The sequence below is a fragment of the Arthrobacter sp. ZBG10 genome, assembly GCF_001238605.1.
In the GTDB taxonomy this organism is placed as follows: domain Bacteria; phylum Actinomycetota; class Actinomycetes; order Actinomycetales; family Micrococcaceae; genus Arthrobacter.
Genome location: NZ_LFQH01000032.1, coordinates 12,404 through 30,959 on the forward strand (window position 1 = coordinate 12,404; position 18,556 = coordinate 30,959).

Sequence of the window (18,556 nt, forward strand, 5' to 3'; positions counted from 1 at the left end):
CCCGCCGGAGCCGCAATGGCGGGGAAACACAACGGTAAAAGCACTTTCCTACGCTGGGAGCATCACGAAAGTCCCGGCCGCCTCAGCGGCCAGCAGCGAAAGGGCCAGCACATGTCCGCTCCGGCACCATCCCCGTCCACTCCCGCAGCCACCCGCATCGTCATCGCAGGTGCAGGCCCGGCCGCCCAGGCCCTGGTTACGCAGCTGGACCAGGGCCGCTTCACCGGCACCATCACGGTGCTCAGCAACCGGGACGACACCCCGGCGGAGCTGCTGGAGCTGGCCCTGCTGCCCCAGGTGTCCGTCCGCTTCGGCCAACCCGCCAGCCACATCGACGCCGCCAAGCGCACAGTGGCCACCGCCGACGGGATGGAATTCGGCTACGACCAGCTGGTGATCGCCACCGGCTCGGCACCGGTGGCAAACCCCGTGGAAGGTGCCGGCTCCTGCCTGAACTACTCCACCATCGACGACGCCGCCCGGATTTCCCGTGCGGTGGGCGAAGTCACCCGGGAACTTGGCCGGCGCCCGCTGGGCATCCTGGTGGGCAACGGGGCGGCCGCAGGACAGGCCGAAGCCGTGCTCCGCGCCCGCGGTGTCCGCCCCATCCGCACCACCGCCCGGCCCGCCGCGATTGTCCCGGGCACCTCGGCCTCCGGGCTGGTGGCGTCCGCTGTGATCTTCGAGGACGGCAGCAGCATGAGCGGGGACCTGGTGGTCCTCGCCGAGGAACGCGTCTCCCGCGACGGCCTGGCAGCCAGCGCCGGCCTGCGCACCGCGGCCAGCGGCGGCATCGTCATCAGCCAGGACTTCCGGACCTCCGTGCCCGGCATCTGGGCCATCGGCGACGCCGCAGCGTTCGACGGCGTCCGGCTGGGCCTGCTGGTGGCGGCCGCGTCAGCAGCGGGGGCCTGCGCCACGCAGCTGTTGAGCGCGTCGGCCCCGGGACCGGTCCTGCAGGCCGCTGCCTGAGGCAGCCGGCAGCACCGCCCGGCACGCCCGGGCGGTGCTGCCGCTGTGGCAAGATGGGTCCCGAAACGAGTCACGGACACGCGCCACCGGCCCACAAGGCCACTGGAGAGGACCATCATGAGCAACGAAGCCGCGCCCACCGTTCCCCCGGCCACCGCCGCCGGACCGGACGGCATCGCGTCCTACATCGACCACACGATCCTGAAGCCGGAAGCCTCCGAGGAGGAGGTCCTGAGGGTCTGCGCCGAAGCCGCGGAGTACGGCTTCAAGTCCGTCTGCGTGAACCCTGTCTGGGTCAAGACCGTCAAAACGGCACTCAAGGGCTCCGGGGTCCTGACCTGCTCGGTGGTGGGTTTCCCGCTGGGCGCCACGCCCACGGACGTCAAGACCTTCGAAGCCCGCGGCGCCGTCCTTGACGGCGCCGACGAGGTGGACATGGTCATCAACATCGCCGCCGCCCTGGCCGGTGACAAGGGCGCACTGACCGAGGACATCGCCTCCGTGGCGGCAGCCGTGCACGGCAGCGGCGCCATCCTGAAGGTCATCATCGAAACCTCGCTGCTCTCCGACAGCCAGAAGACCCTTGCCTGCGAAGCTGCCGTCGCCGCCGGTGCGGACTTCGTCAAGACGTCCACCGGCTTCAACGGCGGCGGCGCGACCGCAGCGGATGTCGCCCTGATGCGCGCCGCCGTGGGGCCGCAACTTGGCGTCAAGGCGTCCGGCGGAGTGCGTTCCCTCGCTGACGCTCAGGCTATGATTGCAGCAGGTGCAACACGTATTGGTGCCAGCTCCGGGATTGCGATTGTCAAGGGTGAACAGGGTTCATCCGCTTACTGACAGGCCCCGGCAGCCGCCACAGATCTGGCCCCGCGCGGGCCGAGGAGGAACGAATGTCCAGCAAGACCACGGCGGCCCACGAGGGCACTGCCCATGTCCAGACCCCCCAGAATGAGAACCCGCTGGCCGGGAGCATCATCCTCTTTGTGGTGCACATGGCGTTGTTCCTCGGGTCCATCTACTCGCTGACGTTCCTGACGCTCGGCAACCCCTGGCCCATGGCCGTCTGCCTTGGCCTGTTCGCACTGGCCTTCTGGATCCCGCAGACCATCCTGGGCCGCTCGGACTCAGCCGGGGAGCACTAGCCCCGGATTTTCCAGAACCCCCGGCGGACTCCCTGGCAAGCCCAGGATCCGCCGGGGGTTTTTGCTGCCCGCCTTGGGACCGGACCCCAGCATCAAAACGGGTTCAGAACCAGATCCGGACCCACGCCACGGCGGCCGCGGAAACCCCGCCCAGGTGGGTCCGGGCGATGGACCAGGCGGCCATGGCCAGTCCCACCATGGCGTAGGCGCTCACGGGAATCAGCACCAGCCACTCGCGTTTGGAGCCGGCCCGCCCCAGGACCGGCAGGGACAGTGCCCCGTTGGGCCGCCAGATCTTCCGCAACAGCGGCACTTTCCGGAAGAGCTTCGGCGGTTTGATGACAATGGGCCACAGCAGCGGCACACCGCCGGTGGTGACCAGGTCACCCAGGATGTGGACCACCACGCCGATCAGCATGGACATGGGCAGCCACGTCCACTGGTCCGGGGCGTACCAGGTCACCAGGCCGGCCATCAGCAGCCCAAAAATCCAGTTGGTCAGCCACCCGGAGGCTGGGAACAGCTTGAGGGCCTTGGCGGCGATGTTGATCATAAACATGCACAACAGCCCTGCCCCGACGGACAGCAGCCCCCACGGTGTATCCACCTGGAACTGGGCCACGGCGACGGCCAGCAGCACAAAACATGCTGCGCCAACCACCGAGTGCGTGCCTTGCCGGTGCCCGCCGCTGGCGTTCTCGATACCCACCGCCACCGCGTTGGACAGCGGCGGCAGGGAGTTCGCGATGGTGCTGGACCGGTGGTCCCAGTCGCACACCAGGGCGGTGCCCGCCGTCGTCATCCCGCCAATCACGATTCCCGTGGCATCCAGCGGATACCAGCCCAGCGTATACGGGCCGGTGGAGGCAACCGCCACCCACGCCGCGGCACCTGCCGCGGCGTGGTGGCCACCCATCACCCCTGGCCCGCCGTCAGCGGCGCGTCGGAGAAGATGTTGCGGATCACGCCGTTGGCCCATTCCAGGATCTCGGCGTCCTGCAGGTCGCGGCCGCCGATCCTTGCCGTCTTCGGCTTGGGCAGCAGCACCGCATCAAGGGCCGGCTTGGACTGCGCGCCGGGGTACATCCGGTTCAGGCGCATCACCCGGGACTCGGGCAGCGTGGCCGGGGAGAACTTGATGAAGTTGCCCTGCAGGGCCACATCGGAGAGCCCGGCCTCGCGGGCCCCCACCCGGAAGCGGGCCACGGCCACCAGGTTCTGCGTGGGCAGCGGCGGCTCGCCGTAACGGTCCACCAGTTCGGCCAGGACCTCAGCGATGGCCTCGTGGGTCAGCGCGGACGCCAGCTTCCGGTAGGCCTCCAGCCGCAGCCGCTCCCCCGGCACGTAGTCGTGCGGCAGGTGCGCGTTGACCGGCAGTTCGATCTTCATTTCGGCTGCCTTTTCCTCGGCCTCGCCGCGGAAGTCAGCCACCGCCTCGCCCACCAGCCTGATGTACAGGTCGAAGCCCACGCCCTGGATGTGGCCGGACTGCTCGCCGCCCAGCAGGTTGCCGGCGCCGCGGATTTCGAGGTCCTTCATGGCCAGCTGCATGCCGGCGCCGAGTTCGTTGTGGGTGGCCACGGCCTTGAGCCGTTCCAGGGCCACCTCGCCCAGGGGCTTCTCGGAGGGGTACAGGAAGTAGGCGTAGGCCCGTTCGCGGCCGCGCCCCACCCGGCCGCGGAGCTGGTGCAGCTGGGACAGGCCGTATTTGTCCGCACCGTCCACAATGAGCGTGTTGGCGTTGGAAATGTCCAGCCCGGTTTCGATGATGGTGGTGCACACCAGCACGTCGAAGCGCCGTTCCCAGAAGTCCACGATGATCTGTTCCAGGCGGCTCTCGGACATCTTGCCGTGGGCCACCTCCACCCGCGCCTCAGGCACCATTTCCCGGATCTTGGCGGCGGTCCGCTCAATGGTGGACACGCGGTTGTGGACCAGGAACACCTGGCCCTCGCGCATCAGCTCGCGCCGGATGGCCGCGGAGGTCTGCTTGTCCGTGTACGGGCCCACGTAGGTAAGGACCGGGTGGCGTTCCTCCGGCGGGGTGGCCAGGGTGGAGGTTTCCCGGATGCCGGTCAGGGACATCTCCAGGGTCCGGGGAATGGGGGTGGCGCTCATGGCCAGGACGTCCACGTTGGTGCGCATCTTCTTCAGCGCTTCCTTGTGTTCCACACCGAAGCGCTGCTCCTCATCCACGATCACCAGGCCGAGGTCCTTGAACTCGAAGTCCTTGGACAGCAGCCGGTGGGTGCCGATCACCACGTCCACGCTGCCGTTTTTGACGCCCTCGGCCGTCTCCTTCGCTTCCTTGGTGCCTTGGAAACGGGACAGCGGTTTGACCCGGAGCGGGAAGCCGGAGAACCGTTCGGTGAAGGTCTCGTAGTGCTGCTGTGCCAGCAGGGTGGTGGGTACCAGCACCGCCACCTGTTTGCCGTCCTGGACCGCCTTGAACGCCGCCCGGACGGCGATCTCGGTTTTGCCGTAGCCCACGTCGCCGGAGACCAGCCGGTCCATGGGGATTTCCCGCTCCATGTCCGCTTTGACCTCGTTGATGGTGGTCAGCTGGTCAGGGGTTTCCACGTACGGGAAGGCTTCCTCAAGCTCCCGCTGCCAGGGTGTGTCGGGGCCAAAGGCGTGCCCGCGGGACGCCATCCGGGCCGAGTACAGCCGGATGAGTTCGCCGGCGATCTCCTTGACGGCCTTCCGGGCCTTGGATTTGGTGCTGGCCCAGTCGGCGCCGCCCATTTTGCTGAGCACCGGCGCGTCGCCGCCCACGTAGCGGGTCACCTGGTCCAGCTGGTCGGTGGGGACAAACAGCCGGTCGCCGGGCGCGCCGCGCTTGGAGGGCGCGTATTCGAGGACCAGGTACTCGCGGACGCCGTCGCCGCCGCCGGCCACCTTCCGCTGGATGAGCTCCACAAACCGGCCGATGCCGTGCTGTTCGTGCACCACATGGTCCCCCGCCACCAGCTGCAGCGGGTCCACGGCGTTGCGGCGTTTGGAGGGCATCCGGCGCATGTCCTTGGTGGACCCCGGGGAGGTCCGGCCCAGCAGGTCGGCTTCGGTGAGCAGGCCCAGCTTGAGCCCGTCGAGGACAAAACCGCGTCCGACGGCGGCAGTGGTCACCTCGATGATGCCCGGCTGGGGCTCCTGGTCCAGGCGGTCCACCCGGGCGCAGGGGATGTCGGCGTCGTGGAACAGTTCGGCGAGGCGCTGCGCGGGGCCGGGACCTTCCGTGGCCACGACGATCCGCCACTGGTTGCGCACGTGGGTGCCGATGAACTCCATCATTTCGGCGACGTCGCCCTGGTAGCCGCGGGGTTCGCGGGCGTGCAGGTTCAGGACGTCGATGTCAGGCAGCAGTTCTGTGTCCTGCGCCAGCGAGGTGATGGACCACCAGGAGACCCCGTGGTCCAGGGAGGCGCTCCGGGTTTCGGCCAGGGACCGGAAACTGGCGGTGTGCAGCGCAGCGGACGCCTGTGAGCTGAGGTCCAAAGGCGCGGTGCCGCCGTCGGACGCCGTGGACCACGCCGCTTCCAGGAATTCCTCGTTGGTGGCGGCGAGGTCGTGGGCGCGGGCGCGGACCTTTTCCGGTTCGATCACCACGGCGATGGACCCGGCGGGCAGCTGGTCCACAAACGGGACCATGGCGTCCACCAGGACGGGGGCCAGGGACTCCATGCCTTCCACGGTGATGCCGCCGGCGATCTTCTCCAACATGTCGGCCGCAGCAGGCAGCTGGGTCTTCAGCGACGCTGCCCGGGACATCACGGAGGGGGTGATCAGGATTTCGCGGCACGGCGGGGCGTGCAGTTCCGTGGGGTGCTTGATGCCCGGGGCGGACAGCGAGCGCTGGTCAGCCACGGCGAACCAGCGCATCTGGTCCACTTCGTCGCCGAAGAACTCCACCCGGATGGGGTGGTCCTCCGTGGGCGGGAAGACGTCCAGGATGCCGCCGCGCACAGCGAATTCACCGCGGTGCGTGACCATGTCCACGCGGGCGTAGGCGGCGTCCGCGAGGTTCCGGACCACCTCGGTGAAGGGCCTTTCCTGTCCCACCGCAAGGGTGACGGGCACCAGCTCGCCCAGGCCGGCCACAATGGGCTGGACCACGGCGCGTACCGGCGCCACCACCACCCGCAGCGGCCCCGCTGCAGAGCCTTCGGGGTGCGCCAGCCGCCGCAGGACGGAGAGCCGCCGGCCCACGGTGTCGGAGCGGGGTGAAAGCCGCTCGTGCGGAAGCGTCTCCCAGCTGGGGAACTCCGCCACGGAGTCGGCGGGCAGGAAAGCGCGCAGCGCCGCCACCAGGTCCTCGGCTTCACGGCCGGTGGCGGTGACCGCCAGGACAACGCCGGGCGTGCCGGTACCGGCACTAGCATCCGGGTCCGCAGCCGCCGCCGTCAGACCGTCCACCATCTCGGCCAGCAGGACAGGCCGGAGTCCGGCCGGCGCGCTGATCTGGTAGTCCTGCCCGCGGACGTCGAATCCCCGCCCGGCTTCTGCCCGGACCCGGGAGAAGGACTGGTCCGGCGCGAGCGCTCGGCGCAGTCCATCCAGCGACGGACCGGCGGTGGGCGGACCGGAAAGGCTCATGGCAGGTGCTCCTGTGGTGTGCAGCGGAAAATCAGGCAAGGTGGAATCAGGCAGGCTGAATCAGGCAACGCGAAAACCCGGAATTCTTTTCGAATCCCGGGTAAACCCAGCCTACCCCGCGGCACCGACAGTCCTGCGGCTAGGCTGGGCAGAGGCGCCAGGGCGGCCGGCGGGCACCGGGAAACCTGGCCCCGCCAGCACCGGTCCAACCGGGCTGCCGCTCCGAACCTCTTGGGGATCAACGCTTGCGGACGTAGGGAGAAACCATGACGGAAACCAGCAGCAGCATCGGCCCGGCCAGGACAGTCCTGGTAACGGGAGCCACCGGTTACATCGGCGGAAGGCTGGTGCCCCGGCTCCTCGAGGCCGGCCACACGGTCAAGGTCCTGGTCCGCTCCCCCGACAAAATTGCCGGCAACCCGTGGCGGGATGACGTGGAAGTGGTCGAAAGCAGCCTGGACGATGGCGAGGCCCTGCGTGACGCGCTGGCCGGCGTCGACGTTTTTTATTACCTGGTGCACTCCATGGCGGCGGGGACGGGCTTTGAAGCCAAGGAAAAGGCCATGGCCGAAACCGCCGCGCGTGCCGCCAAGGACGCAGGTGTGCAGCGCATTGTTTTCCTGGGCGGCCTGCATCCCAGCGGGGTGGAGCTGTCCACCCACATGCGGTCGCGGGAAACCGTGGGCAAGGTCTTCCTGGACAGCGGCGTGGACTCCATTGTTTTCCAGGCCGGTGTGGTGATCGGGTCCGGCTCGGCGTCGTTCGAGATGATCCGCCACCTGTCCGAGACGCTGCCGCTGATGCCGGCCCCCAGCTGGGTGCGGAACCGGATCGAGGCGATCGCCGTCCGCGATGTCCTGCACTACTTGGTGGGCGCGGCGTCGCTGGAGGGACACATCAACAGGACCTTCGACATCGGCTGCCGCCAGGTGCTCACCTACGCCGGCATGATGAAGGCGTACGCTGCGGAGGCCGGCCTGCCCTACCGCGTGGTGCTGGCCCTGCCGGTCCCGGCGCCCAAGCTGGCCGGCATGTGGGTGGCCCTGACCACCCCCATCCCGCTGTCCATGGCCGTGCCGCTGGTGCAGTCCCTGCAGCACGACGCCGTCTCGGACGAGCACGACATTGACCAGTACATTCCGCAGCCGGAAGGCGGCCTGACCAGCTACCGCACCGCTGTGGCGCTGGCCCTGGGGAAGGAACGGGACGGCCAGGTGGTCACCACCTGGGCCAACGCCGGGGTGGCCTCCGACCCGCTGCCCAGCGACCCGGACTGGGCCGGGCACAAGGTCTACATCGACGAGCGGACCTTCCACGGCGACGTGGATCCGGCCCATGTCTGGACGATCATCGAAGGCATCGGCGGCCGGAACGGCTGGTACTCCCTGCCGCTGGCATGGCAGGTCCGCGGCTGGCTGGACAAGCTGACGGGGGGCGCGGGCCTGCTCCGCGGCCGCCGCCATCCCAAGGACCTGGCCATCGGCGAAGTGGTGGACTGGTGGCGGGTGGAGCGGATCGACCGCGGCAAGCTCTTGCGGCTGCGCGCGGAAATGCGGGCGCCGGGCCGGGCGTGGCTGGAACTCTCAGTGGAACCCGACGGCACCGGCAGCACATACCGTCAGCGCGCCATCTTCTTCCCCAAAGGCCTGAGCGGGCGCCTGTACTGGCTCGCGGTTTTGCCGTTCCACAGCCTGATTTTCCCTGCCATGGCGCGCAATATCACGGACGCGGCGCAGAAGATTGTTGATGCGGAGCAGGCAACCGGCAACCCGTAGGATGTTGGGAGCCCGATCCGCTCCCACGTCCCTGGAGGACCCATGGCCCTGAACGCCGTCACCACCCTTCCGCATTCCGTCAACAGCGTCGCTGCCGTGCTGGTCAACGAGGATTTCCAGCGCCACGTGAGCGAGCTGGTGGGGGGCACCCTCGAGTCCTTCGCCGTGGACGGCGATGTTGCCGGTGCGTTCAGCGCCACGTCGGTCCGCACCCTGCCCACCACGCGCCTGCCGGAGATTGCCCGGAAGTTCGTTGGCGAAAGCCTGAAGGTCACGCAGGTGGAGAACTGGGACGCCCCGGCGGCCGACGGTTCACGCCAGAGCAACATCTCCCTGAAGATCAGCGGCGCCCCCGTGGACGTCACCGCGGTGCAGCGCCTGGTGGCGGCCGACGGCGGCACCCGGGTTGAGCTTGAGGGCGCGGTCAAGTCCTCGGTCCCGTTCCTCGGCGGAAAAATTGCCGACGCCGCCGAGCCCATGGTGGCCAAGGCCCTGAACCTGCAGGCCAAGCAGGCGCAGGCCTGGCTGGAAAGCCACTGATCCCGTGGACCTGCCTGTTTTCCCTGCGCTCGTCCTGATCATCGCCGGCGCCTGGTCCCTCGTGGTGTGGCCGCAGTTCCTGCGCCGCGTTATGAAGGACACCCGGGCCCGGGACGCCGCCGGGAAAGCCACGAGGTTCCTGACTGTCCACGTGGTGCTGGTCAGCATCTCCATGGTGCTGGGCGCTGCCACGGCGGTCATCGGCATCATGGGGCTGCTGGGCTGAAGCCCGGCAGCGCAGCCAGGTCAGGCGGGGCAGGCCTGGCCCGCCGTGCCTGGCTGCGGCGCGGGGCCGGTCCGCACGTTCCGGAACTCAACCGGAGGGCCGCCGTCGTAATTTTTTGCCAACGCGAAGTAGCCGCCCCGGAACGCCGCATCGGTGCTGGTAAGGCCCTGCGTGCCGCCGCGGCCGGCGGATATCCCGGCCGCGGTGACGGCAACCTGGAACTGCTGCCACTGCCCGGCCCGCGCCGGCGCCCCGCCGGCCTCGCCCAGCACTGTGCCCGCTGCGCTGCCCCGGTCCACGCGGTAGAGGATCAGCCGGCCGTCCGGCCGGGCGTCCAGCAGGTATCCACCCTGCCCGCTGACCTGTCCGGGACGCCAAGGGGAGTCATCCGCCAGGGCGAACATGATCCCGGCACCGTACGCCTGGCCCGGCACGCCGGCCGGCCAGCGGAGCTCGAATTCCAATAACCACTCCGCCGCCTGGATGGGGCCCATGGAGCCCAGCGTGTAGGCGGCGGTGGTGGCGGACGCCATGCGCAGCGCCGATCCGGTGAACGTCGGCTGCTCCTGCCAATGGCTGTCCGCATCCCACGGCAGGTCCCCCGGCGCCCGCTGCCCGGTGGTGAACGCGTCCGCGGCGGCTACTGGCTCCCGCTGCAGGACGTAGGGGGCGTTGGCGCACATCATGCCCCGGACCCCCAGGCCCAACAAGCGGTCCCGCTCGCTTCGCCGGTGGACCTCCCACCCGATGACGGGCTTTCCGGTGGCCACAAACTGCCGGATGTTTTCTGTCGGGGCCAGGGCGGGGACGCCCAGCAGATCCACGGCGTCGAAATACGCCGCCGCGCCGTCCAGGGTGCCGGAGCCGAAGTAGCCCCAAGTGGTGTACCCGTTCCTGCGCGCCTCCGCATGCGCCTTGGACTGGGCGGGCTGCTTCCACACGATGTGGTCCCGGGCGTCCGGGTAGCCCGCCAGCAGGGCCAGGATTTCCTCCTGGTTGGTGCCTTGTTTGTCCTCCAGGAAAATGACGGTGTCCGCCAGCAGGAGGTCCAGGACCTCCTGCAGTTCCGGGACCGGTTCCCGGCCGGTGGCGGGTCCCAGCCAGGCCCGGGCATCGTTCCGCAGGGTTGCCACAGTGGCCAGCGACGTGGCGGAGATCAGGAAGTCCCGGCCGGTCATCCGGGCCAGGTCGGGGTCGTGGTGGCAGATCAGGACGCCGTCCGAGGTGGCCGATACGGAGACTTCGATGGCTTTGATGCCCAGTGCGGCGGACTCCCGGTAGGCCCGGAGCGTGTGTTCGGTCCAGTTGTCACCCGAGCCGCGGTGGGCGATGTAGAAACTGGGCGTGGTCAGGAGGTCGGTGATGGTGGCGGGGCCGGCGGGGGCCAGCGGCACGTCGGCTACCGGCTGCAGGGGGACGCCGGCGGAGGTTGCCGTGGTTCCTGGTTTCCCCGTGCCGGCCAGGTCGCCGGGAACTGTCCGGTCAACGGGGTCCGGGCAGGCCTGGCAGCCCGTCAGGGACCAGGCCGCGCCGGCTGCTGCCAGGCCCAGGAACGTCCGCCGGTCAGGTCCGGTCCTCACGGGGCTGCCGCCGTCCTGGTGCCTGCGGGTTCCTCGGGGTGGCGTGCCGTCCTGGCTGCTTCCTGCCGTTCCCGGCGGGCTGCTTCCGCTGCCATCACCAACATGGCAAGCACTGTCCACACCAGGATTCCCGCTACCGAGCGGGTGGCCAGGGAACTGTACGTCTGCGGCACCGCAATCACAAGGATGGCCGCCAGCGTCAGCCCGCGGACCCGGTGGTGCAGGCCGTGCCGGAGGAGCAGAGCCACCATGGTCCCGAAGTACAGCACGGCAAAAGCGATGCCGAAGTCCACGCTGTACATCAGGAGCGGGTTTTCAAAGCTCGTCTCCAGGCCGCCCTGTACCGCCACCCGGTAGCTCGCACCGCTCCCCTGGCCCGCGATGGCGTAGTCACCCCAGTGGTTGAAGAAGTACTGCAGGGACAATGCCCTGGCCTCCGTCGAGCCGGTGTCGTCCTCAATCCTGCCCACCACACCCTCAATCAGGGGGGACGTGGTGATGAGGATCGCGGCGGCGGCAATCAGTGCCAGCAGGATTCCTTTGAGCCAGGCCGGACGGCGGGCAAAAAGCACCACCACTGCCACGCAGGCCGCCAGGACCACCAGCCCGGCCCTGGACTGGGTGATCAGGATCCCCACAATCATCAGGACCAGCAGCACCAGCTGGACCAGGTTCCGTTTCAGCCCGGCCACCAGCGGGGCAACGGCGACGATGACCAGGGACAGGGCCAGCGGCTGGTCCAGGGTCCCCATCCAGCGGTTGTTCTCCGGCTTGTACCAGTACTGCTTGCTGAAGCCCTGCTCGTAGACCAAGGGACTGTGCGTGAGCCACTGCAGCAGCGCCACTGCGCACACCGCCGCGACGAGCCACAGCAGCAGGTTCCGCAACCAGACCGCCAGGCCGGCGTCTGTGATGGAGAGGGTGAGCAGCAGGAAGAAAAACAGGACCGGCGCCACGATCTGGTCGGCCAGCAGGACCATCCCGCCGCCGGAATCAGCGGCCCGGGAGGCAAGGACCGCGGCCGCGACCACCACGGCGAGGGCCAGGAAGAGGACAAAATGCCTGCCCAGGACCTGGCCAAAAGCGGCCGGCGCATCCAGCAGCCGGGCCAGGAAAACCGCGAGGATCAGCCAACTGGCGGCGTGCAGCGACAGCGGACCGGATGGAACGCCGGTGACCACCTGGCTGCCCACGGCGGGGACCAGGAACCAAAGGGCAAGGACAGATCCCACCAGGATCCGGGGCCGCGAGCGCAGCAGGAAAGCGGCCGCGAAGCACAGCCCGATCCATAGTCCCAGCTGCATTTATGCCACCTTGTCCATCAGCGACCCAGCCGCCGGCAACCTGATCAGCCGCGGTGGGATCGGGTGGCCGGCACGCGGTCGCGGGCCGGGTTCTGCGCGGCTGCCTTCCTGGTGGGTTCCTGCGGGCGGATCCGGCGGCGAAACCGCCCGCTGAGCCGAGGGAACGAACCCTGGCGGTGGGATTCGGCGAGCCGGTTCGGCAAGAAGGTGGCGGCGACGCCCAGCAGGGTGCTGTTGACGGCGCGCAGGTTGGCCAGGGAGGCGGCCAGGATCTCCGCCGTGACGTGCTGGTGCCTGACCACCACGATCGCACCGTCGGTGACTGCTGCGAGCAGTGCGGCATCGCTCATCGGCTGCAGCGGCGTGGCGTCCACCACGATCCTGCTGAACTTCGGTGCCAGCTCCGCCAGCATGGTGCGCACGGGGCCGCCGCCCAGCAGGGCGGTGGGACGGGGCGGGACGGTCCCGGCCGCCATCACCTGCAGGCCGGGTATCCCGCTTTCCTGGACCGCTTTGTCCGCGGCCACCTGGCCGGAAAGGACGTTGGACAGGCCGGTGGGCTTCGCCAGGCCAAGTTCCTGCGCCAGGCGGGGCCGCCGCAGGTCGGCTTCGACCAGGAGGACCGTGTGCCCGTTCTCTGCCCAGGCCTTCGCCAGCAGCAGCGCCACCGAGGTCTTGCCCTCCGCATATGTTGCGGACGTTACCGTGAGCGACCTCAGGCCGGCGGCCTCGGGCAGGAAGTCGATGTTGGTGCGCAGCCGCCGTGCCGCCTCGGTCACCAGGGCATCATCCGGGGACCTGAGGATACGGTTCAGCGCCTTGGCATTCCGGCCGGCCGGGATGCGGGCCAGAACCCGGACACCGCCGGCTTCCTCGATTTGTTCAGGAGTAATGAGGGTCCGGTCCAGCACGCGGCGGGTTACCGCAATCCCGATACCCAAGGCGGCACCCACCAGCAGCCCAAGTCCATAGTTCAGGCTCTCCCGGGGGGAGACCTGGCTGCCCGGTTCGGTGGGGCCGGATACAACGGTCAGCACCGTCTGCGCGGTGGTGGGAACCCGGCTTTCCTCAAGTTCGTGCACCGCCGACCCAAAATTCCGGGCTATGGCGGTGGCCGTGGCGAAGGCTTTGCCGGCGTCGGGCATGGTGACTTCCACCGTCAGCAGCAGCGTGTCCTTGTCTGCGGAGGCGCTGATGCTGGATTCTGCTTCCGGGCCGGTCACTCCCAGTCCGGTGTCGCTGACCAGGCGGGAGACGAACTGGTCGCTCTTGACCAGGGCGGCGTAGGAGACGATGCGGCCGCGGGAGAGTTCATCGGACTGCAGCGCCGATTGCCCGTTGACCGGAGGTGCCACCACAAAAAACCTGACAGTGCTTTGGTACATGGGCTGGATGGACGCGGTAAAAGCGACAGCACCGAGCAGTCCTGCCAGGGCGCACGCCACGATGATCCACCAGCCACGCACCACGGCGCGGAGATACTCTGACAAATCCAATATGGCCTCCCGGTTACGTACGCAGCCGGACGTCCCGGACCACACCGTTGGTAGGCGTTCATTATTGACCGCTGCATCCGGGCGGCGGAAGGCCGGCCGGGGCTTCCCAGCCGCAACTTTCCCTCAAGGTTGGGTCAAGGCACCCGGCCGCGGCAGCCACCGCCCCCACTATGGAACCAAGGCCGCCTGTCGGCCACTTCCTGACCCCTTCAACACTGGATGGAGGTACTGTGAACGGGCACCGGCTCTCAGTCCTGATTGCGCATCCCTCCGCAGATCTCTATGGCGCGGACAAGGTCCTGCTCGAAACAGTCGAAGGCCTGCTGCGCGGCGGCGCCCGGGTGCTGGTCACCGTGCCTGCAGAGGGCCCGCTGGTGGCGGAGCTCCAGGGCCGGGGTGCGGCGGTGGTGCTGTGCCCCACGCCGGTGCTGCGCCGGTCCATGCTGACGCCGTCCGGGGCGACGCGCTTTACCGCCGACGCGATCCGGGGCACCGCCGGAGGCATCGGACTCATCCGGCGCTGCAAACCGGATGTACTGCTGGCCAATACCAGCACCGTCCCGCTCTGGGCGGCGCTGGCCCGGCTCTGCGGCGTTCCCGCGGTGGTCCATGTCCACGAAGCCGAAGCCTATGCGCCCCGGCTCCAGCAGGCCCTGCTCGCCCTGCCGCTGTCCTTCGCCACCAGCATCGTGGCCAACAGCCAGTTCACTGCCGACACGCTGGTCCGCTCCCTGCCGAGCCTGCAGGGCAGGAGCACCGTCATCTACAACGGAGTGCCCGGGCCCGCCACGGAGGCACGTTCCAGGGGAAGGCTCGACGGCGGGCTGCGCGTGCTTTACGTCGGCCGGCTCTCGCACCGGAAAGGCGTGGACGTTGTGGTGGAGGCGATCGCGCAGCTGAACCGCAAGGGCCATCCCACGCATCTCGATGTGGTGGGCGGCGCCGTACCCGGCGCAGACGCTTACGAGTTGGACCTCCGCCAGCGGGTTGCCGGGCAGGGTGCCGGGGCATCAGTGGCGTTCCATGGGTACCAGTCGGACGTCTGGCCCTTCCTTGCGGATGCAGACGTGGCAGTGGTGCCGTCCCGGCTGGACGAATCCTTCGGCAACACGGCAGTGGAGGCGATCCTTGCGGCCCGGCCCCTGGTGGCGAGCAGTATTTCCGGGCTGCGGGAGGCCGCCGGCGCCTATGACTCGGTGCAGTTTGTGGCTCCCGGCAGCGTCCAGGGCCTGGCGGATGCCCTGGAGACGGTGGCGTCCCAGTGGGCGGTGTACCGCAGCGCCGCAGCACGCGACGCCTCCCTGGCACGGGCCAAACACAGCCCGGTCCTGTATGGCGAGGAAATGTTCCGGCATCTCAGCCAAGCAACCGGGCAGGCATGAGCCGCAACGGCTCCCCTGCCGGCCTGCACCGCGCCGAGGGGAAGCCGTCGGCCGGCAAAGGTGCAGGCGCCCACCCTGTGGGAAGTACTTTTGCGGGCCGCCCGGCTGCCAGCGGTGTGCGCTGGACCATGGCCGCAGTCATCGCCCGCCAGGGTTTCCAGATGCTGGCAGCGCTGGTCCTCGCCAGGATCCTGGGCCCGGCGAGTTACGGCATCATCTCCGCCGCCACGGTGTTCACCACCTTCGCTGCGCTGTTCCTGGACCAGGGGCTGGCCGCGGCGCTGGTCCAGCGCCCGGCCGTCAGCCGGCGCGCGGCGGGGGCCACAGCCACCCTGAACCTGCTGATGTCGGTGGCCATCGGGGTGGCCGCACTCCAGTTGGCTACCGCCGTCGCCGGTTTTTTTGGGGCGCCGGAACTTGCCGTGCTGCTGGTGCCGCTTGCGGTTGCCATCCCCCTTAAGGGCCTGGCCATCACGCCCCGTGCCATGCTCAGCCGGGAACTGAAGTTCGCGCTGGTGGCCAGGGCGGACATCGCCGGCGCCGTGGGCGGTGCCGCCTGCGGCATCTCCTCAGCACTTCTGGGCGCCGGCTATTTCGCCCTGGCATACCAGGTGATCGCCACCGACCTGGTCACCGCCGCACTCCTGCTGGCGGCCGCGAGGGGGCCCTGGCCAAACCACCATCTGCGGGAAGTCCTGCCCATGCTGGCCTTCAGCTTCAGCGTCTTCTGCACCAACTTCCTCGCGTACTTTTCCCGGAACATGGACAACGTCCTGGTGGGCCGGTTCCTTGGGCTCGCATCGCTTTCCCTCTACGGAATGGCGTACCGGATCATGGTGCTTCCGGTCCAGCTGGTGGGACAAACCATCAACCGGGTGATGTTTCCTGTCTTTTCCCGGGCCAGCGATGATCCTGCCAAGGTTGCGTTCCACCTCACCTCGGTCACCAGGATCACCGCAATGACGGCGGTGCCCCTGATGGCCTACATTGCCTGCGCCGCACCCGAGCTGGTCCAACTGGTCCTTGGCGAGGCATGGCTGGCGGCCGCCCCGATCATCAGTGTCCTGGCCATTGGCGGTGCCCGGGAGACGGTGTTTTACATAACTCCCACCCTGATGAAGGGGCTGGGCAAGGGCGGCCTGATCCTCCGCTACGAGGTGCTCGCGGCCCTGGTCCAGGTGGGCGGCATCGTGGTGGGCCTGCAGTTTGGCCTGCTGGGGGTGGCGGTGGGCCTGGTGGGGGCCGGCCTGTTCCTGGTTCCGGTGCTGCTGCTGATCCAGGCCCGCCTGACCCAGGTCCGGATCAGCGCCCAGCTCGCGGTGATCTGGCCCGCCGTCCACGGCGCCCTGTGGGGCGCGGCCGGCTGCCTCGGCATCGGCTTGCTGGACCTTCCCCTTGCAGCCACCACGGCCCTTGGCCTGGCTGTGTTCCTCCTGCTTTTTGCGGCTGTCCTGTTCCTGTGCCACCGCAGCCACGTGGAGAAGTTCCGGCGGCAGGCAGCCGCCCTTTTTGGCAAACGGCAGGGCTTCGATCAATGAACATAACCCCGGCGAAAGGCAGGCCATGATCCAGACAGCGGAGCAGCTTGTGATTGCGGTGCTTACGTACAAGCGCCCGGAAGACCTCCTGGTGGTGCTCCCGCGCCTCCTGGACCAGGCCCGTTCGGTGGACCTGGCTGCCACCGTGCTGGTGGTGGACAACGACCCCGCTGGCAGTGCCCGGCAGACGGTGGAGGACTATCCGTCGTCGCTGGTCAAATACGTGCACGAACCCCGGCCTGGAATCGCTGCCGCCAGGAACCGGGCCATCCGCGAGGCGGTTTCCGACTCCCTCCTGGTGTTCATCGACGACGACGAGGTGCCGTCGGAGCAGTGGCTGCGGCACCTGCTGGCGCAGTACCGCGCCACGGCGGCGGCGGCCGTGGTGGGTCCGGTGATCAGTGAATATGCCGAGCCGCCCGAGGCTTGGATCCAGGCTGGCAGGTTTTTTGACCGGCGCCGGCTCGCCACCGGATCGCTGATCGACGTGGCGGCCACCAACAACCTGCTGCTCGATATGGGGAAGGTCCACGCGCTGGGCCTCGCGTTTGACGAGAAGTTTGGCATTACGGGCGGTTCGGATACGCTCTTCACCCGCCGGCTTGCACAGCTGGGCGGGACCATGGTGTGGTGTGACGAGGCCGTGGTGGTGGACCGGGTACCCACCGGCCGGCTGACGCGGGACTGGGTGCTGCGCCGGGCGTTCCGCAGCGGGAACGCCAACGTCCGGGTTGACGTTGAGCTGGCCGGTTCGGCGCCGGCACGGGCGGCAGCCCGGAGCCGGGCCTTCGCGGCGGGTTCGATCCGCGTCGCCGGGGGGACGGTACGGGTTCTGGGGGGCCTGGCAGGCGGCTCCATGTCGCTCCGGGCACGGGGCATGCGCAACATTGCCAGGGGCTCAGGCATGCTGTCCGGAGCGGCCGGGTATGTTTACAGCGAGTACCGGCGCAACTGACCAGTCTCCGTTACCGGGGCCCGACAGTCCAGCGGCGTGGCCTACGTTACAAATAAGACAGTTGGGCCCTGTGTTGAGCAGGATCACAAAAAGATTTTCCGGGACGGTTGTGGCGCTCCCTGGGTCGTTTTGCGAAGCTCCTGCTCGGGACGGCGTGTTGGTAGTTTTGACGATGCAAAAAAAACCATCGTTACCTAACCGAAACGTGTCGATCCTTGCCCATTTGCACCGTTATCGGTTTGCAACACAACAAAACCTCAAATAGCGTTGCAGTCAACAGCCGGGGTCGGGGATGCCTACGGGAGAAGTCAGCACAGTCGAAGCGCGGTCACCCCTGCTTCGCCTTCCGGCGCAAGCCCTTTTGCTGATGCCACACGTCAGGTAGACCAGCCCGGCTTTGCCATGCGCAGCCAGGTTATGCCTCCATGTGTCTCCCCGTGCCCGGAGACGAACTCGAGAGGTACACCCTATGGCTATCAGCAAAGCCGTCAGCAAAAACATCAGGACCAGCTATGCCGTGGGCGCCGCCCTGACGGTCGCAGCACTGGCACTGTCCGGATGCTCCGAACTGTCAGCAGCCGGCATCACCGACAGCGCCGCCGTAGCGCCGGGGACCAAGGCCCCCGCAGCAGCCCCCACACAGGGCCAGGCAACGGGCACCAAAGCCCCCTCAACTTCCAAAGTAGTACCGCCTGCTCCGGCCGTCGACACCATCGACACCCCCGAGGCCCCGGCTGCAGCCCTTGCGGACACCGGCAAGTCCCCGGCATCAGCAGCGGCTCCGGCGGCCCCTGCCGCTCCTGCCGCGCAGGCACCCACCCCTGCCCCGGCCGTTGCAGCAGCACCCGTTCCGGTCGGGGCCGCCAAGGCACCCGGCACCGTGGCTGCAGCAGCTCCGGTGGAACCTGCCGACGCCGTGGCGGCTCCGGTACCTGCCACGGTTGAGACCGTGAAGGCACCCGTCAAGGAAACCGTGGACGCTCCGGCACCCGTTGAAGCCCCCGCCCCCAGTGTGGACGCTCCGGCTCCGGTTGAGGCTCCGGCCCCCGTCGA

General features: G+C 68.6%; 14 protein-coding genes and 1 pseudogene. 10 read left to right on the forward strand and 5 right to left on the reverse strand.

What is annotated here, in order from left to right; genetic code table 11:
- Positions 1-111: 111 nt before the first annotated feature.
- The 3 genes from ACU18_RS08210 (at position 112) to ACU18_RS08220 (ending at position 2,114) form a co-directional block, all read left to right on the forward strand.
- A complete protein-coding gene (locus tag ACU18_RS08210; RefSeq protein WP_050685057.1) occupies positions 112-972 on the forward strand; it encodes an FAD-dependent oxidoreductase in 861 nt (286 codons plus the stop codon).
- A 117-nt stretch (positions 973-1,089) separates the two neighbouring features.
- Complete coding sequence (gene deoC, locus ACU18_RS08215) at positions 1,090-1,809, forward strand: deoxyribose-phosphate aldolase (protein ID WP_050685058.1); 720 nt, start codon at positions 1,090-1,092, stop codon at positions 1,807-1,809.
- 53 nt (positions 1,810-1,862) lie between these two features.
- Positions 1,863-2,114 (forward strand): hypothetical protein, encoded by a 252-nt coding sequence (locus ACU18_RS08220; RefSeq protein WP_050685059.1) that lies wholly within the window; start codon positions 1,863-1,865, stop codon positions 2,112-2,114.
- 103 nt (positions 2,115-2,217) lie between these two features.
- Here the strand turns inward: ACU18_RS08220 and ACU18_RS08225 are convergent, their stop codons facing one another.
- Positions 2,218-3,030: a metal-dependent hydrolase gene (locus ACU18_RS08225; protein ID WP_050685060.1), complete on the reverse strand. Its 813-nt coding sequence runs from the start codon at positions 3,028-3,030 to the stop codon at positions 2,218-2,220.
- Positions 3,030-6,707 carry a transcription-repair coupling factor gene (gene mfd, locus ACU18_RS08230; RefSeq protein WP_050685061.1) on the reverse strand — a complete coding sequence of 1,226 codons (3,678 nt, stop codon included), beginning with the start codon at positions 6,705-6,707 and terminating at the stop codon, positions 3,030-3,032. The genes ACU18_RS08225 and mfd overlap by 1 nt, the downstream gene beginning before the upstream one ends.
- Before the next feature lie 266 nt (positions 6,708-6,973).
- On the opposite strand from mfd, the gene ACU18_RS08235 reads away from it, so the two are divergent.
- Genes ACU18_RS08235 through ACU18_RS08245 form a run of 3 tightly spaced genes read left to right on the forward strand, consistent with a single transcriptional unit; the run spans position 6,974 to position 9,248 of the window.
- Positions 6,974-8,482: an SDR family oxidoreductase gene (locus ACU18_RS08235; RefSeq protein WP_050685062.1), complete on the forward strand. Its 1,509-nt coding sequence runs from the start codon at positions 6,974-6,976 to the stop codon at positions 8,480-8,482.
- A 42-nt stretch (positions 8,483-8,524) separates the two neighbouring features.
- Positions 8,525-9,022 (forward strand): DUF2505 domain-containing protein, encoded by a 498-nt coding sequence (locus ACU18_RS08240; protein WP_050685063.1) that lies wholly within the window; start codon positions 8,525-8,527, stop codon positions 9,020-9,022.
- 4 nt (positions 9,023-9,026) lie between these two features.
- On the forward strand, positions 9,027-9,248 hold the full coding sequence (locus ACU18_RS08245) for an SCO4848 family membrane protein (protein WP_050685064.1): 222 nt from the start codon (positions 9,027-9,029) through the stop codon (positions 9,246-9,248).
- A gap of 20 nt (positions 9,249-9,268) precedes the next feature.
- Here the strand turns inward: ACU18_RS08245 and ACU18_RS08250 are convergent, their stop codons facing one another.
- From ACU18_RS08250 to ACU18_RS08260, 3 genes are read right to left on the reverse strand one after another with little or no spacing between them, the layout of a single operon-like run.
- Positions 9,269-10,828: a glycerophosphodiester phosphodiesterase family protein gene (locus ACU18_RS08250; protein ID WP_050685065.1), complete on the reverse strand. Its 1,560-nt coding sequence runs from the start codon at positions 10,826-10,828 to the stop codon at positions 9,269-9,271.
- On the reverse strand, positions 10,825-12,132 hold the full coding sequence (locus ACU18_RS08255; protein ID WP_050685066.1) for an O-antigen ligase family protein: 1,308 nt from the start codon (positions 12,130-12,132) through the stop codon (positions 10,825-10,827). The genes ACU18_RS08250 and ACU18_RS08255 overlap by 4 nt, the downstream gene beginning before the upstream one ends.
- A 44-nt stretch (positions 12,133-12,176) precedes the next feature.
- On the reverse strand, positions 12,177-13,622 hold the full coding sequence (locus tag ACU18_RS08260; RefSeq protein ID WP_197273545.1) for a polysaccharide biosynthesis tyrosine autokinase: 1,446 nt from the start codon (positions 13,620-13,622) through the stop codon (positions 12,177-12,179).
- Between the two features lie 236 nt (positions 13,623-13,858).
- On the opposite strand from ACU18_RS08260, the gene ACU18_RS08265 reads away from it, so the two are divergent.
- From ACU18_RS08265 to ACU18_RS19895, 4 genes and pseudogenes are all read left to right on the forward strand, one after another.
- On the forward strand, positions 13,859-15,010 hold the full coding sequence (locus ACU18_RS08265) for a glycosyltransferase (protein WP_231686033.1): 1,152 nt from the start codon (positions 13,859-13,861) through the stop codon (positions 15,008-15,010).
- On the forward strand, positions 15,007-16,548 hold the full coding sequence (locus tag ACU18_RS08270; RefSeq protein WP_050685069.1) for a lipopolysaccharide biosynthesis protein: 1,542 nt from the start codon (positions 15,007-15,009) through the stop codon (positions 16,546-16,548). Before ACU18_RS08265 ends, ACU18_RS08270 begins: the two co-directional genes overlap by 4 nt.
- Positions 16,549-16,573: 25 nt before the next feature.
- Entirely contained in the window at positions 16,574-17,503 is a 930-nt protein-coding gene (locus ACU18_RS08275) for a glycosyltransferase family 2 protein (protein ID WP_050685070.1), read from the forward strand.
- Between the two features lie 469 nt (positions 17,504-17,972).
- Positions 17,973-18,556 (forward strand): annotated as a pseudogene (locus tag ACU18_RS19895) (hypothetical protein); the annotation flags it as partial.